The sequence below is a fragment of the Bradyrhizobium sp. CCGE-LA001 genome, from assembly GCF_000296215.2.
In the GTDB taxonomy this organism is placed as follows: Bacteria; Pseudomonadota; Alphaproteobacteria; order Rhizobiales; family Xanthobacteraceae; genus Bradyrhizobium.
This window is the reverse complement of record NZ_CP013949.1, coordinates 3,379,669-3,395,664: the sequence shown is the minus strand read 5'-3', so window position 1 is coordinate 3,395,664 and position 15,996 is coordinate 3,379,669. Positions and strand designations below refer to the sequence as shown.

The window sequence follows — 15,996 nt, the reverse complement described above, 5'->3', positions numbered from 1 at the left end:
ATGCTTGCAGACATGCCCGACCATCCCCCACTATGTCCGTATGAGCAAAGAAACGCCGTGCGTGGCCGTCTGCATCATCGATCCCAAGACCAAGCTGTGCTTCGGCTGCGGCCGGACCTTGCCGGAGATCGCGCGCTGGCACGCCATGGACAGCGCGGAACGGCTGGCCGTCATGGCGCTATTGCCGGCCCGGATGAATCAGGCTGGCCTCACGCCGATCGCGGCATCGCCAAGGCGCACCTGATGGGCACGCGCACGCGCGGAGGCGTGCGATGATCCGCTTCCTGCTCGTTCTCGTCATGCTCGCAGGCACCGCAGGTGCGGTCGTCGCCTATGGCGATCCCGACCAGATCGCGCGGGCCAGCCACAAGGTCTCGCACATCTTCCGCGCGCCGACCGCCGCGCCGGCTCCCGCCGTGCATATCCCGCGTGGCCAGGGCGGCGAGTTCGCATTGCGCGCCAAGATCAACGGCGTGGCTGCACCGATGGTGATCGATACCGGCGCGACCTCGGTGGTGCTGACCTGGGAAACCGCAAAGGCGATCGGGTTGCCGCTCGATATGCTCGAATACGACGTCGACCTGGAGACCGCCGGCGGCCACACCAAGGCCGCCCGGCTCACGCTCGACCGTCTCGCCGTCGGCAAGCTGGTGGAGAAGTCGGTCCCGGCCCTTGTCGTGCAGCGCGGCCAGATGAAGACCAATCTGCTCGGGATGAGCTTCCTCGACCGTCTGGAAAGCTGGGGCGTGCGCGCGGACACGCTGATGTTGACGGGGTATCCGGAGCTCCAGCGCAGCTCCCGTCGCACACGCGCGGCGGTCAACTAGACCAACCTAGGCCGCCGCCTCCGCAGGGGCACGTGCACCGACACGCGCGATCGCGTCGCGCAGCACGGCGAGACCGGCGCCCGGCTTCACCCCCTGCTCGGCGAGATGCCGCCGGAATGCGCGCGCCCCCGGCACGGCGTGGAATGCGCCAACGAAATGCCGCGTAATCGCGTGCAGCCGGGTGCCACGCGCCAGTTGCTCTTCGATGTAGGGCATCATCGCCTCGAGCGCCTCCTGCATGGAGGTGTGCGGTGCCGTCTCGCCGAAGATGTCGTCATCGACGCCGAGCAACCGCCACGGCTCCTGGTAGGCCGCGCGGCCGAGCATCACGCCGTCAACGTGCTCGAGATGCGCCTTCGCCTCTTCGATGCTCCGGATGCCGCCATTGATGATGACGGGCACATCAGGCATCGCGTGCTTGAGACGATAGACGCGTTCATAGTCGAGCGGCGGGATGTCGCGGTTCTCCTTCGGCGACAGGCCGTTGAGCCAGGCCTTGCGCGCGTGCACGATCAGCGCATCGCAGCCGGACGCCACCACCGCACGCGCCAGCGTATCGAGCGCGACCTCGGGATCCTGGTCGTCGATGCCGATGCGGCACTTCACGGTGACGGGAACGGCGACCGCAGCCTTCATCTCCTCGACGCATCGCGCCACCAGTTCCGGCTCGGCCATGAGGCAGGCGCCGAAGCGGCCATCCTTCACGCGGTCGGACGGGCAGCCGACATTGAGATTGATCTCGTCATAACCAAACGCTTCGCCGATCCGCGCGGCCTGCGCGAGTTCGTGCGGATTCGAGCCGCCAAGCTGAAGCGCCACCGGATGCTCGCATGCGTCGAATCCAAGCAGCCGCTCCCGGTCGCCATGAATGATGGCGCCCGTGGTCAGCATCTCCGTATAAAGCAGCGCCCGTCGCGTCAGGTGACGGTGGAACACCCGGCAATGCCGGTCAGTCCAATCCATCATGGGCGCAACGGAAAAACGATTATGTCGAAATCTCAATGACTTACCTGTGATAAGAAGCTGCGGCTTGAGCATTGTTACCCGCACCTCCTAGCGCTTTGTAACACCGTCCTCAAGATCGCTTTTCCTGCGCCATCGGTTCATAGATGTCAGGCATCAGGGTGGACAATATCGATGACAGATGCTGCAGTCAGAAGAAGCTCGCACTGCCGCTCTGGCGCGGCTGCTCGTCCATGCGGTGCGTGTTCGCAAAGTTGGATTTCAAGCTCGCGAGAAGTGAAGATCCAAGGACAGTGCTCTCGACTCTCACGCTTCGGTCCGCGCACCCCTCCTGAGCCTCACTTCAAGGCGATCGTGATCTGACTGATGTTGGCCGCCAGCTCGAGCCCCGCCTTGGGGCCTTGCAGCACGATCGTCACACCCTTCTCGTTGCGGAGACGGACGCCGTTGACGCCGCCAACCAGAGCAAAACCGCCGCCGACCGAGCTGTAGGTGCCGGCGAAGTCGCCGACCTCGCGGATGCCCGAGGCCCAGCCATCGAGCCGGCCGACCGTCGCGCCGACCGTGATGCCGAAGCTCAGGCCGCTAATCTTGAACGGGTAAGACTTGCCGCGGTAGGTCAACACGCCACTGCCAGCGCCGCCGCCAACCACAAGGCCGGCCTTGACGATCTTGGCCCTGACCTGGCCGGACGCCTGCGCAAAGGATGGTGTTGCCGGCGCAGCCAACCCAAGCGCCAGCAACAGGAGCATCATCAGCCGAAGTGCGCGGTGGCGCCCGCGCCGCTCAGGGTTTTGCAGCATCGACCTTCTTCCAGGTCTCATCGGGATCGAACAGCGTGGTCCGCTCGGCGACGAATGCCGTGCGCTTGCCAAGGTCTTTCTGGTAGACGGTGCCGGCGTGATTGACCAGGAAGGTCATGATGCCTGAATTGCCATACTCCGCCGGCCAGGCGATCAGGGCAAAGCCGCCGATCATCTTGCCCTTCACGATGTAATTGAGCGCACCGCCAGGCGCATCCCGACCCTGCCCCTTGAGGATGCGGAAATAATAGCCGTGATAGGGCGCAGGACCGACGTCGCCGGCGCGATAGCCTTCCTTCGAGGCCTCGGCCGCCAGCGCGCCAAGCGGGCTCGGATCGTTGTCGTCACGCCAGAACAGGCCGTCCTTCTTGCCGGGCGAGGAGACGATGCGCTGTGCGTAGATGCCAGCGCCCTCGCCGCGGTCCTTGTCGGCATATTCATTCTGCGCGTCGACGAAGGCGAGCGCGGTCTGGATCGCGTCGAGCTCGTTGCGGCCGATGCGACGGCGCAGCACCTCGATGCGTCCCTCGGCGGTGTCGAATTCCCAGCCGCTCTTGGTGTTGACCAGCGGAATCGGGAACGCGAAATCGTCCGGCCCGAGCATCAGGGTCGCGGTCTTGTTGCCCTCGGCCTTGATGGCGTGCTTGGCGTCATACATCGAAGTGAAGCGCTGGCGGATGTCGTTGTCGGCGATCTCGTCGCCGGAGGAGACGATGTCGTCCGCGGCCCTGCCCAGCACTTTCAGGATGTCATCCGGTCCGCTCTTGACCGCCGCCGCGAGCGCGGCGGCCGCGTCCTCCGGCGTCTTGAAGGACTGCTGCGCCTGTGACGCAGAGCCGAGCAACGCCAGCGCCACGATACCCGGCAACATTGCGCGACGGAATGATTTCAAGCCGGTCATGGCGTCGCCTCCGCAGGGATCTTCGCGCCGCCGGCGAGCCAGTCGCCATAGCTGCGGAATGTCAGGCCGAGCTTTTCGTAATAGACGCGCAGATATCCATCGCTGCCGCGGGTTACTGCGGCTGGCATCACCTGCTCGACCTCCTGCGCCATGACGCCGACATAGGCCTTGTCGCTGCCGATATAGCTGAAGCGATAATAGCCGAGGCCGTTTGAGAGTTGACCGAGCAGGACGACGTCATGCTTGAGCGCCATATCGGAACGCCGGCCACCGCCGCCACCACCCCGGAAGCCACCACCGCCGCCTCCACGCATTGCCATTCCGCCACCGCCGCCGCGGCCGGCAAAGCTCGGTCCACCGCCGCCACCGCGTGGCATGCTGGCCATGCTGGCGCGACCACGCGCGGACGCTGCGGCTGCCGAGCGGCCGGAGGAGACATTCATGGCACCGCCGCGATTGCCGCCGCCGCGGTTGGCCGCAGCACCGCCGCCGGCGCGGTTGGCGGCCTTGGCGCGATCTCCGCCGCCTTTGTTTGCAGCCTTGGCCCGGTCACCACCACCCTTGGCACGATCGCTGGACCCAGCGCGATCGCCGCCGCCGGGCCGATCGCCCCGGTTGCCGGCACGATCACCCGCGCGATCTCCTGCGCGGTCACCGGGACCACCACGATCACCAGCGCGGTCACCGGCGCGATCGCCTGCCCGATCTCCTGCACCTTGATTTGGACGCAACACCTGGTTGCCGTCACGGCCGCGGAAATCCATCCGATCCGACACGCCGGCCTTCAAATTGTTGTTGCCGAAACGCTGCTGAACATTGCTGTTGTTATAGCGCACGCCACCACGATGCGCCGGATTGTGCTGCCAGCCGTTGCCGATGTTGGTGGTACGGTGATTGACGTAAACGTTGCGATTGCCCCAGTTGCAGCCGCCGCCCCAGTAATTGCCCCAGCGTCCGATCGCCCAGGCCGTGCCGAACGCCAGGCCGGCCGCGACCATGCCGGCACCGATATAGGACGGGTAGCCCCAATAATAAGGCGGATATTCCGCATAGGGCCAGCTGCCGTAGACGGTCGCTGGATCGTAATACGGCACATACATTTCCGCAGGATTGGCCTGCTGGATCACGACGACCTGCTTGCCCTCCTGAGACTGGACGCTGACCTTCTGCTGCTTGGTGGTGACCAGCTTCTTGTTGTCATAGGCCTTGTTGCGCAGGCGCTGGATCGCATCCATCACGTCGGGCTGCTGAGCCAGAAAGGCGTCGCCCAGCTTTTTGGTCCAGTCGAGCTGATCGCTCATCATGGTCAGAACATCGGCAGTGCTGGCCAGCGCCTTGATGCTGTCATCCCAGGTCTGCTTGTCCACCTCCGTCTTCAGCGCGTCACCCTTGAGAGTCTTGCGCTCCTTCAGCCAACGATCAGCCTGCACCACCTCAAGCGGATAGGTCGAGGCCGCCAGAACGTTCGCAAGGAGTTCGTCCGGATAGAGCGCGATCGGCGCCACGAGAGCCTCGAGCTGCTCAGGCTTCAGAAGCTCTGCCGACGGCGCGGGCGGGCTCGCCGGCTGCGCCTGCGGAATCGGGGCCGCAGGCGGCGTTGGGGTCTGCGCCGTCGCAGCGACCGAAGTCGCCATTATGAACGCAAGCGCCATCAGGATCTTGCCGCAGCGAAACATCACATCCTCCTTCGGACTTTCAGCTTCGGAAGATCGAGCCGGATCGGACGCGTTCGTTGATCAAGATCAACGAAACGAAGTCGTCGAGACTGCTGCAGCGCGAGAGCAGAGCATCATTCGATCAGTTCCGCATCTATCAGGAGCTGACATCATGCAACTGCGAAAGAGAGACGATCGCGGCCATCGAGAGGCTTGATCAAGATCAAGGTACCGCCCGTTCAGCGCGCGATCGGAAGCCGGATCGTGAACAGGGCCCCGCCCGCGGCATGGTTTGCCGCGGCGATATCGCCCTGATGGGCCTCGATGATGGTCTTGACGATCGCAAGTCCCATTCCCATGCCTTGCGGCTTGGTTGTGAAGAACGGATCGAAGACTTTGGCAAGGTCGGTCGCGGCTATTCCAGGTCCGGTATCGGTGATCCTGATCTCGGCGTGATTGCCGGCACGAACGGTTGAGACGCTGACTTCGCGCTTATCGGCATTTGCATCGGATACCGCATCCATTGCGTTCATGATCAGGTTGAGGATGACTTGCTGGAGCTGGACCGGATCCCCCTTGACATCAAGGTCAACCAGGACAGGCGTGTAGATCAATGCGATGCGGCGCCCATCCGCCACGGCTTTCACGAGCCCGATCGCTTCGCGGACGGTGTCGTTGAGCTCGATCTCCTTGACCTCGAAAGGCGTCTTTTTCAAAACGGAGCGCAGCCTGCGGATCACCTCGCTGGCCCGTTGATCGTCGCGCCTGATGTCGGCGAGAATCTGACGAACCTCGCTGATGTCGGGTGAGTTGGCGCGCAGCATGAGCTCCGCCGTTTCGGCATTGGTCAGAATCGAGCCAAGCGGCTGGTTCAGCTCGTGGGCGATCGACGTGGTCAACTCGCCGACGGCGGAGTAGCGATTGGCGTGAGCGAGTTCGGCGAGGCGCTGGCGCGACTCAACCTCGACAAACCGCCGCCGCCGCCGCTCGTGCAGCAGCCCGCTGATGAGACCGGCCTGCACCAAAAATACGGCCGCGATCATCAACATCTGCCAGCGATAACGTTGCCAGATGTTCGGCTCCCGAAACAGGATGGCGCTGCCGGGAGGCAAACGGCTCTCGCTGATGCCCCAGCGCTGCAATTCCCGCCAGTCGTATCGGGGCGCAGCAAAGCCGATAGGCTCATAATTGATGCTTCCCGGCGTCGCGCCGCCGAGGATACCGATCGCGGCGCTAACGGTCCTTGAACTCGTTTCTGTAATCAACTGCATCGGTCCGCCGACGGTGCTGTCACCGAAAAACGGCTCCGCATAGGAAAAGATCGGAGCATTCGCGACTGCATGCAGACTTCGCAGAGCGATGTCGCTCTCGTGAACGATCCCAGCCGCATCGATCGACATCAGCCCCCAGAATATCGCGGTGTGTGCGGGGAGCTTTGCTGCGCGCTTCAGTATGTCCTCGAATGACAGATCCGAATACCAGACCAACTCGACCCGCGCGTCGAGAGGCTTCAACTCCCGTTTCACCTCTTCCAGCCAGAACTTCTCCAGGGGCGAGGCTCCGATCACCACTGCAACCGATTTGGTGTCCGGCAGAAGCTGCAGGATGTGCTCGAATGCGATCAGGAAATCGTTGCGGATCGCCACGATCACGTCGTTGTCGCCGATATCGGCGCGGTTGACCAGGCGATGTTCGACTGCGGCAAGAATGAGCGGTGTGCCGGGAAACAGTTGTGCGCGGTACTTCTGCGCAAACCGTGCCGCAGGCGCGCCGATGCTCAACACGATGTCGGGCAATGCGCCCTGATACAGCGAGTGCAGATACTCGACGAACGGCGTCTCGGGACCGGGATTATTGAATCGCGCCGTAAGCAACGCGTGCTCCTGGATATCGAGGGGCCATGGCGATTGCCGCTCGAGTTCGGTCTTGATGTCGCGCGCATACTCGCTCCAGGGCCGGAACTCGCGGCCGAAGGAGTGCAGGATCAGTACCCGTTTGAGATCGCCGCGACGGCTTCGCTCGACGGCGTCGGCGCGCACAGGTGGCAGGCACACGGCGACGAAGAGACCGAGGCACAACAGCGCGGCCGCGGCTCGCCACGATCTGCCTGAACCAGTGCACATACGCCCGCTCGACCTCCATTCCCGCAGCTTCGACGACTGCTTCCAGGGCATTCTAGCGGGAATCACGACACGCCGACAGTCCGCAACCCGACACATGTTGAACATGTGTCAAGACCAGCGCATCTTCCCGCTACTGAGCCGGGCAACGGTGATAGCGGATTTCCATATCTTCCATGCCGGGGAACTGCCGAACGAGGCTGTTTGCATCGAGCTCTTTCAGGCTGAATTGGACGCTGGAGAGCATCATATCCGTGGCGCAGGCGGCGATCAGGTTGACGTTCGGACCGCTGTCCTTCCTCGCCTTGATCCGGCAGCGTGCGAATTTTCCGATGATCTGATCACCATCGACAATGAAGCCGCCGCCGTAGACATCCGACATGTCGGTGAAGCCGAGCTGGGCTCCCTTGCGCGCGAACACCTTGGGACAATTGTCGGCGCCGGTTGCCCATGCGCCGTTGAGATCGAGCGCATTTGCGCTGACGACCGTGACGAGGAGCGCAATCAACATCGCAGCAAACGTAACCCATCTCCTCGAACCCATCTGGTCCGTCCTTCCTTTGCCGTTCAATGCCCGCTGAGCACGAGCGTCTTGATCGGCAGCAGCAACGCCTGGATGCGCAGCAGCAGCGCGTGGACGAGGCCGACGCCGTCCACGACATGGAGCGCGATCTTCCGACTGGTGGACGTGTCCTTGGCTGAGATCTCCTCGTGATTGCTGGTATAGGCGTTGACCATGCAGCTGCTGCCGGGCGTGACGCCGTTGAGCCCGCCCTTGTAGAGCGGCTCCAGGAACACCAGGATGGTGCCAGGCCTCACCGCATTCTGGGCTTCGAGCAATTGCTGCCCACCCTGGAACTGACCGGCAGCGATGTAGTCCTGCACCGTCGTGATCACCATCGGAATAATAACCCACGGCTTGGAGATGCAGGTTGCCTCCGCGACCATACCCGGTTTCATCACCTGAGATTCGATTTGACCGAAGCCGGCCTGCAGAACGTTTCTGCCGGCACCATCCGGGATGAGAACTCCTGCCGGCCGCAACAGCTGATTGACGACGTCGCCGGTACGCAGCAGGAACTGTTCGACCCGCCCGTCAACACCGGCGCGGATGACGGTCTGGTCCAGATTAACCTGCGCCTCGGCCAGCGCGGCCTCGGCACTCGCCTTCTCGGCGGGCAAGAGCGTTGAGACCCGCAAGACCGCCGATTCCTTGCTCGCATTTGCGGCGTCCACGCCGGATTGCCGCTGGTCTACGAGCACCTGCAATTTGTCGATGTCTCGTTGCGGCACAATGCCGGGATTGCGGCGCTGCAACTCGCTCTTGACGTCCAACTCGTCCTTGGCCTGCTGAAGGTTAGCTTTGGCCTCGCCGATTTGCGCCTCGGCCTTCGCGACGTCTGCCTTCGCTGCCATTATCGAAGCATCGACCTCGGCGATCTTTCGCTTGGCCGTCTCGACGGCAGCCTCCTGCTTGGCGCTATCCAGCTTGAACAATACGTCTCCTTGCTTCACCGCTGCGCTGAAGCCGACGTTCACTTCGGCCACGCGGCCAGCGACTCCGACCGGCATGACCGGGACCGTGCGGTAATAGAGGGTTGCGCTCGAGCTCGAAGGGTGGAAGTAGAAGATCATGGTGATCAGCGACACCGTCAGCATCAGGCAGGCGGTGATGCCCCAACGCAACTCGTACCAGATCGAAAAGAAGTTGATCTCCTTGCCGAGGCGCTTGCCCTGGACATAGCGGCGGTAGAGATAGTCCGGCAGGATCGTAACCAGGGAGCAGATCAGGAGCTCAAGCATGGCTGGGCTCCTTCTCCTTTGTCGGACCCGACTTGTCCGTCGGAGGCGGTGCGGTCACGGCCTCGATCCGAACCCGGTCATCCTCGGCGGCCGGCGTCGCCTCCGCGATCTTCTCTACGGAGCCGGCAATGCTGCGCAGCGGGGTGCCGAAATCGGGCAGATCGATCATCGCGAGCAGCAGCCCGGCAATCCAGAAGATGTGCATGTGCGTGAACAGCGAGATCAGGCCGAGCACCGCGACGAGCTCGAATTGCAGCTTCTGCGACTTGTGCGCCATCCGCTCGGGCAGGCTGTGCAGCTTCCAATAGAGCGTACCGACCCAAAGTATGGTGCCAATCAGGAAAAACCCCATCACGACCATCAGCGTGTCGGTGCCGCTACCCGGCGCGAGATAGAACGGCAGATGGTGCGGAGCCATTGGATGAAGCTGGTCGCTCAAACGTCTCTCCCGATCAGCGAAAATGCACTTTTGGTACTCTGTTCGGGCAGTCTCGCTGTTTGCTTGATTTGAATCAAGAGAACGCCTCGTGCCCGACCTAGCGTTTTCCCTTGCTAAATGGATAATCATCAGGAGCCGCAAGCATGCCGGGCCTCGACGATCTCATCCCCAACGCCGCACAGATTCGAAAGGAAGCTGCCCTCAAGGAGGCTGAAAAAGCGGACGAATATGTCCGCCTCGCAGCAGCGGCCGACGCCGAGAAGCGCGCGCTCATCGAGCGCCTGAGCAAGCCGTCCGGCAAGAGCGAGGAGGAGAAGATCAAGCTCGCCTCAACTATCATTCAGCGTGCCGTGCGAAACGGCCTGACGGAAGTGCTGGTCTATCGCTTCCCCAACTCGCTTTGCACCGACAAGGGACGGGCCATCAATCAAATGGAAAAGGGCTGGGAGAACACTCTGACCGGAATCCCCAAGGAGATCTTCCAGCTCTGGACCGATTATCTGAAACCGCGCGGCTATCGCATTTCCTACCAGGTGATCGAATTTCCCGGCGGTGTGCCCGGCGATATCGGCGTGACCATCTCCTGGGACGAATGAAGCGCGACAGGAGCGAATGGCATGGCCAAGGACGCGCCTGCGGAGCGGATGAAGCGAAAGGACTACGAGAAGGAGCTTGGAAAGCTTCAGGTCGAGCTCTGTCATCTCCAGGATTACGTGCGAGAGAACAAACTGCGCGTCATCGTCCTGTTCGAGGGCCGGGACGCGGCCGGCAAGGGCGGCACGATCAAAGCGATCACCGAGAAGGTCAGCCCGCGCGTGTTTCGCGTGGTCGCCCTACCCGCACCATCGGATCGCGAGAAGACTCAGCTGTTCTTCCAGCGCTACATGGAGAAATTTCCCGCCGCCGGCGAGATCGTGATCTTCGACCGGAGCTGGTACAACCGTGCCGGCGTCGAATATGTCATGAACTTCTGCACTCCCGCGGAACACGAACGCTTCCTCAACCTCTGTCCGCAGATGGAGAAATACGTCATCGACGGCGGCATCATCCTGATCAAGATCTGGCTCGAAGTCGGCATGGACGAGCAGGAACGCCGCTTCAAGGCCCGGATCGACGACCCTGTCCGGCAGTGGAAGCTCAGCCCGATGGACCTGGAATCATTCCGGCGTTGGTATGATTATTCACGGGCGCGCGACCTCATGCTGAAGAAGACGAGCACGAAGGACGCGCCCTGGTACATCATCCGGTCCGACGACAAGCGCAAGGCGCGGCTGAACTGCATCGCCCACCTTCTCGGCGCCATTCCCTACAAGCGCATCAAGAAGGACAAAATCAAGCTGCCCAAACGATCCGACAAGGGTCGCTACGACGACCAGGCTGGCCTGAAGGACATGAATTTCGTGGCAGAGCGCTATTGAGACGCAGACGGGCTGCGGTCACGCAGCCCGTCGCTCCTTCGGTTCACTTGAGTCGGATCGTAACGCCGCCGACCGCAGCCGATACTTCCGCGCCGACCCTGGGGCCGCTGAGCTGAAGGATCACACCATTGCCGTTCTGCAGCTGAACGGCACCGGCCCCCGCGGCGATCGCCCCACCGGCTCCGCCTACCGCATAGGAGCCTTCGATAGATGCCGGCCCCTTCAGATTGAGCGCCCGACCGACGAACTTCGTCGTTGACGCCCCGATGGTGAGACCCACGCTCATGCCCGAGACCGTGAACGGGTATTTCTTGCCGCGGTAGAGCAGAACGCCCTCTCCGCCACCGGCCCCGACGATGAAGCCACCCTTGGTGAAGACGACCGCAACCTGGCCGGTATCGGCACGCGCCTGCGTGCTGATACCGAGAGTTGCCGTCGTCAAGGCAATCAGGACGGCACCGATGGCAACTTTCCTCATGATGTTTCTTTCCCCTTTTGTGGTCATTGCGCCAGGATCATCGCGAAGTAGCCGAAGATCGTCAGGAGGATGCCCGAGACGGCATAGCCGACCGGGAATCCGATCCAGGGCACCGAGCTCTGAATCTCGACTGCGGCTTCGCGGCACGGGCCGGAATGCGACCGCGCGCCGGCGACGCCGCCCATCAGCACGGCGGGATTGATCTTGAAGACGTGGAAGCCGATCGCCCAGACGATGAACGGTGGGATCGTGCAGGCGATGAAGCCGACGATGAATATCTTCAAGGCGATGGCCCCAGTAAGCTGCGACAGCAGTCCTGCGCCGGCATTGACGCCAACGATGGCGACGAAGACGACGAGGCCGAGATCCTCCAGCACGTTCCGCGCCGCGTTGGGCGTGTTGCCGAAGAAGCGCAGCCGCGACACGATCGAGGACACGATCACGCCCGACAGCAGGAGGCCGCCGGCATTGCCGAGACCGATCTTGGCGCCGAATGCCGGAAACTCGATCATGCCGATCAGGAAGCCGATGATCATGCCGACGGATAGAGTCAGAAGATCAGTCGACGTATTGGCGCGCGCAATCCGGCCCCACTTCTCGCCGAGCTCGTTGACTGCTGATTTCAGGCCGACCACGGAGACGATGTCCATCCGCTCCAGTTTGGTCTTGAGGCCGGCCGGAATCTGGACGCCACCGCGCTCAACCTTGGTGACCTGCAACTGGCCCGCGATCGCCGTGTCGCGGAAGGACTCGAATGTCCGCCCCACCATCTCCTTGTTGGTGACGAGGATATCCGCCTGGTCCATGGGAATGCCCAAGGTCTTGGCATCCGCAACCTCCGGGCCAATAAGACCCATCTTCTCGGTGAGATGCTCGGTCGAGCCGCCGAGCGCGACGACGTCGCCCTTCTGCAGCACCAGGTCGGCATCGGCTCCTTGAGGCTCACCGTTCCGTCCCACATTGACGATCCGGTACTCGGGATTGATTGCCCGGAATTTCGCGATGCTCATCCCCACGGTGGCCGGGTTCTCCAGCCGGTACGCTCGCAGGCCGAACTGACGATAGCCGGTCAGGCCGCCGCCTTCGAGATCCTTGACGCCATATTCCCGCTCATACTGCTTCGCGGCAGCCTTGGCGTCGACGCCCCACCAGCGCGGCAGGTATTTGCAGATCAGGATGATGCCGACGGTGCCCCAGATGTAGGTGATGCCGTAGGAGAGCGCGATCATGCCGGAGGCTTCCTCGGGCTTCATGCCCTCCGGCAGCTTCACGACACCTGAGGTGACCGCCTGCTCTGCCGAGCCGATCGCCGCCGACATGGTCTGCGATCCCGCGAGCATGCCGCCGGCAGCACCTGGCGGCAGGGCGAAGAGCTTTGCACCGAGCACCACCAGTGTCAGGCCCACAACGCTGGACACGACTGCGAGGAACACGAACTTGATGCCATCGCCTCGCAGGCTGTTGATGAAGGACGGACCTACGCGCAAGCCCACGCCGTACATAAAGAGGTAATAGAACAGGCTCTTGACGAAATTGTTCAGCTCGAGCTTCACACCGTAACTGGATGCCCAGACCGAGAGGCCTGCTCCCACCACGATGGCGCCGGCAACCATGCCGAGGCCATAACCCTTGACGTTGGCCCGGCCGATATAGACGGCGAGACCGACGACGAAAAACAGCAGCAGATACGGATACTGCCGCAAAAACTCGAAGAATGCCTGCATGTTAGTCCCCTCCAAGCCTTAGGATGCGGCCTTGAGCTTCGGCTTCGCGTCGGTCTTCGGTCGGCCGAGTTTCGCCAAAGCTTCCGTGCGCACGAGCTTCAGGCCTTCCTTGGCGTCGTAGCCATGGATTTCCTTCACATCCAGCTTGCGCATGAAGTCGATGGTCTCCTGCGTGATGACCTGGCCCGGCACCATGATCGGGAAGCCCGGCGGATAGGGAATCACGAAGTTCGCCGAGACGAGCTCGGGGCCGGCCTTTAGCCGCTGATCGATCTCGGGATCGTTGAGGCGGATGTGCTCGCATCCGGCAACGTCATAGGCCGCGTAGAAGCCGCTGCGGATGTCGCCTTCATTGGTCTTGGTGCCAGCATCGCCACGGAAGCTCGGGTGGAAATGCGAGAAGTTCGGCAGATCCGGCACATCTTTCATCAGGCTCGTCACCCGTGCCTCGAAGGTCTTCCGAGCATTAGCGCCGCCCTGGGCAAGGCCGCGATCAATCTCGCCCGCGATTTCGGCGAGCACGCGGACGAGATGCGCCACGTCGCTGCGGGTGTTGTTGATGTTGGACTGGACCAGGACCGAGTTGCGGGAGGTCTTGTTGACCTGGATGTTGTATTCGTTGGCGAGAATGCCTTTGAACTGCGTCCCGTCATAGCCGGCCATGCCGCACACTAGCGTCATGCGGGTCGGATCGAGGCAGAACTCGTCGTCGTCCAGGCTCTTGAGTGTATTCGCCCAGTTGACGCCGGGAGCGAGGAAGTCGGTGAAGCCGCTCTGGCGGTATTGCGCCGGCACCATGGCCTCAGCACCGAGGATACGGAAATATTTCGAGATCAGCGGATTGCTGTTGACTGCCTGGCGGATCGCGAACGCGATCTCGATCGCATTGGCGACGAGGCCATAGCCTTCCAGCTCCATCTGCCGCCGCGAGATGTCGAGGCTGGCGATGAGCTGCTGGTTCGGGCTGGTGGAGGCGTGGGTGAACACCGCCTCCTTGAACTGCTGCTCAACCGTGTGGAATTCCACATCCTTGACCGACAACATCGAGCCCTGACGAATCGCTGACATCGACTTGTGGGTCGAATTGGTTTGGTAGACCCGGAGCCGGATCTGGCGCGGATCCGGGATCAGCCGAGTCTTGAGCAGCACCTCGTTGGACGGGCTCTTGCCGAGCTCGGCCTGCTGCTTCTCATAGACCGCGACCGACTTCGGATCGCGCATCCAAGCCTCGATCTCGTTGGCGGCGCCAAGGCCCGTGCGACGGCGCAGGAACGGCGAGAACCGGGCAAAGCCGAACCAGGCTTCGTCCCAGAGGAAGATGAGGTCAGGCTTGATGGCAAGGCATTCCTCCATCACCCGGCGTGTGTTGTAGATGTGACCGTCGAAGGTGCAGTTGGTGAGATCGACCATTTTGACGCGGTCGAGCCGGCCGTCCGCCTTGGCGCCCAGCAGCGCCTGCTTGATCGTCTTCAGCGGTACCGCGCCGTACATCGAATATTCCGTCATCGGAAAGGCTTCGACATAGAGCGGCTGCGCTCCGGCCAGCACCATGCCGTAGTGATGCGACTTGTGGCAGTTGCGGTCGACGATCGCGATGTCGCCGGGCGCGAGCAGCGCTTGCACCGCCATCTTGTTGGACGTCGAGGTGCCGTTGGTGACGAAGAAGACGCGGTCGGCGCCGAGCGCCCTCGCCGCCTTCTCCTGCGCCTTCTTGATGTTGCCGGTCGGCTCCAACATGCTGTCGAGCCCGCCGGTGGTGGCGCTGCTCTCGGCCAGGAACAGGTTCGGGCCGTAGAACTCGCCCATGTCGCGGATCCAGTCGGATTTGAAGATCGACTTGCCGCGGGCGATCGGCAGCGCATGGAAAGTGCCGATCGGGCGTTGGGCGTATTTCTTGAGATTGTCGAAGAACGGCGTGTCGTAGCGATCCTGGATGCCTTCGAGGATCGACAGATGCAGCTCCAGAAGCTCTTCGACGGAATAGAAGATGCGGCGAACCACGTCCGCCTCGGGATTACCGGCGAGCTCCTCCACGTCGCGGTTCGAGATCATGTAGAGATCCAGCTCGGGCCTGACTCGCTTGATGATGTGGGCGAGCCGGAGCGCTGACGCGTCAGTTTCGTCGTTGAGGCCTGCCGTCGCCATGATCGAGCGCAACACCGGTGCATCATGCCGCGAACGCAAGCCGAAGCCCTCGTTGATGATGACAGCACCGATGTTCGGATTGAGCATCGTCGCACAGAACGCATCCTCCAGGCTGCCGACGATGACAGGTTCATAGATGAAGGCGTCGACCGGGCGCCGCAGCTTGCGCCATTCGGCCGCCAGCGCCGGCCATTGGCCCGGCGACACGCCGGTGACGATCAGGGTCTCGAAATAAGGCCGGCGTGCCACGTGGGCACCAAAGCTCGGCGGCACCAGTTCGGGCGCATCGCCGTTGCCGTCGTCCTGTGCGCTCCAGTCACCGGCGTGCTGGCGGAAGGACCGCGTTGCCAGCGCCTGGGCGATCTTCGTGGCAAGGGCGAACGAGGCCGCGCCGTCGCCGGCTGCCGCGGCTTCCCGCAGCGCCGCCATCAGCTGCATACCGGGATAACCGTGAAATTCCTCAGTGATCGAGAGATCGGCGAGTGCCGCGTCAAAGGCCGCGCGATTGCCGACCCTGGCCCAGGTCTTGGCGGCCTCGACCAGATCGCGCCAGTCGTCTGCCCGCGCTCCCGGCCCGGAAAAGAACTGGTCGATGCGCTTTTGCGCGGCCTTGGGCTCTTTGGACATGTGTCTCTCCCGATCCATGAGGGCAAAGGTGATGCGGGATCGTGAGTGCGGCCCCGGTCCCTCCATTGATCCAAGTCAACGGTCGCATGCATT

Annotated in this window: 15 protein-coding genes; 4 read left to right on the top strand and 11 right to left on the bottom strand. The window is 62.6% G+C overall.

Features of this window, described 5'->3' with window-relative positions; all coding sequences use genetic code 11:
- Positions 1-40: 40 nt before the first annotated feature.
- The gene (locus tag BCCGELA001_RS15535; protein WP_060735718.1) at positions 41-244 is read left to right on the top strand and encodes a DUF1289 domain-containing protein; all 204 of its coding nucleotides are present in this window, start codon (positions 41-43) and stop codon (positions 242-244) included.
- Positions 245-272: 28 nt separating this feature from the next.
- Positions 273-827: a TIGR02281 family clan AA aspartic protease gene (locus tag BCCGELA001_RS15530; protein ID WP_008553000.1), complete on the top strand. Its 555-nt coding sequence runs from the start codon at positions 273-275 to the stop codon at positions 825-827.
- Positions 828-833: 6 nt separating this feature from the next.
- Here BCCGELA001_RS15530 and dusA read toward each other — a convergent pair whose 3' ends face one another.
- The 8 genes from dusA to BCCGELA001_RS15490 form a co-directional block, all read right to left on the bottom strand.
- Positions 834-1,793, bottom strand: a complete 960-nt coding sequence (dusA, locus tag BCCGELA001_RS15525; protein ID WP_060735717.1) for a tRNA dihydrouridine(20/20a) synthase DusA — start codon at positions 1,791-1,793, stop codon at positions 834-836.
- A gap of 335 nt (positions 1,794-2,128) precedes the next feature.
- Entirely contained in the window at positions 2,129-2,593 is a 465-nt protein-coding gene (locus BCCGELA001_RS15520; RefSeq protein ID WP_060735716.1) for a hypothetical protein, read from the bottom strand.
- Entirely contained in the window at positions 2,577-3,494 is a 918-nt protein-coding gene (locus tag BCCGELA001_RS15515) for a DUF2950 domain-containing protein (RefSeq protein WP_060735715.1), read from the bottom strand. Before BCCGELA001_RS15515 ends, BCCGELA001_RS15520 begins: the two co-directional genes overlap by 17 nt.
- On the bottom strand, positions 3,491-5,170 hold the full coding sequence (locus BCCGELA001_RS15510) for a DUF3300 domain-containing protein (RefSeq protein ID WP_060735714.1): 1,680 nt from the start codon (positions 5,168-5,170) through the stop codon (positions 3,491-3,493). The genes BCCGELA001_RS15515 and BCCGELA001_RS15510 overlap by 4 nt, the downstream gene beginning before the upstream one ends.
- Before the next feature lie 218 nt (positions 5,171-5,388).
- Entirely contained in the window at positions 5,389-7,323 is a 1,935-nt protein-coding gene (locus tag BCCGELA001_RS15505) for a sensor histidine kinase (protein WP_236840872.1), read from the bottom strand.
- A gap of 79 nt (positions 7,324-7,402) precedes the next feature.
- Positions 7,403-7,780 (bottom strand): hypothetical protein, encoded by a 378-nt coding sequence (locus BCCGELA001_RS15500; RefSeq protein ID WP_008553019.1) that lies wholly within the window; start codon positions 7,778-7,780, stop codon positions 7,403-7,405.
- Between the two features lie 56 nt (positions 7,781-7,836).
- A complete protein-coding gene (locus tag BCCGELA001_RS15495; protein ID WP_060735711.1) occupies positions 7,837-9,072 on the bottom strand; it encodes an HlyD family secretion protein in 1,236 nt (411 codons plus the stop codon).
- The gene (locus BCCGELA001_RS15490) at positions 9,065-9,490 is read right to left on the bottom strand and encodes a hypothetical protein (RefSeq protein ID WP_008553022.1); all 426 of its coding nucleotides are present in this window, start codon (positions 9,488-9,490) and stop codon (positions 9,065-9,067) included. Before BCCGELA001_RS15490 ends, BCCGELA001_RS15495 begins: the two co-directional genes overlap by 8 nt.
- A 164-nt stretch (positions 9,491-9,654) precedes the next feature.
- Here BCCGELA001_RS15490 and BCCGELA001_RS15485 point away from each other — a divergent pair, with 164 nt between their 5' ends.
- A complete protein-coding gene (locus BCCGELA001_RS15485) occupies positions 9,655-10,107 on the top strand; it encodes a hypothetical protein (RefSeq protein ID WP_008553024.1) in 453 nt (150 codons plus the stop codon).
- A gap of 21 nt (positions 10,108-10,128) precedes the next feature.
- The gene (ppk2, locus tag BCCGELA001_RS15480; protein WP_008553025.1) at positions 10,129-10,929 is read left to right on the top strand and encodes a polyphosphate kinase 2; all 801 of its coding nucleotides are present in this window, start codon (positions 10,129-10,131) and stop codon (positions 10,927-10,929) included.
- A 43-nt stretch (positions 10,930-10,972) separates the two neighbouring features.
- Here ppk2 and BCCGELA001_RS15475 read toward each other — a convergent pair whose 3' ends face one another.
- From BCCGELA001_RS15475 to BCCGELA001_RS15465, 3 genes are read right to left on the bottom strand one after another with little or no spacing between them, the layout of a single operon-like run.
- The gene (locus BCCGELA001_RS15475; RefSeq protein ID WP_060735710.1) at positions 10,973-11,407 is read right to left on the bottom strand and encodes a hypothetical protein; all 435 of its coding nucleotides are present in this window, start codon (positions 11,405-11,407) and stop codon (positions 10,973-10,975) included.
- A gap of 23 nt (positions 11,408-11,430) precedes the next feature.
- Positions 11,431-13,131, bottom strand: coding sequence for an aspartate:alanine exchanger family transporter (locus tag BCCGELA001_RS15470; protein ID WP_008553034.1), 1,701 nt, complete (start codon positions 13,129-13,131; stop codon positions 11,431-11,433).
- Positions 13,132-13,149: 18 nt separating this feature from the next.
- Positions 13,150-15,903, bottom strand: coding sequence for a decarboxylase (locus tag BCCGELA001_RS15465; RefSeq protein ID WP_060735709.1), 2,754 nt, complete (start codon positions 15,901-15,903; stop codon positions 13,150-13,152).
- Positions 15,904-15,996 lie beyond the last annotated feature (93 nt).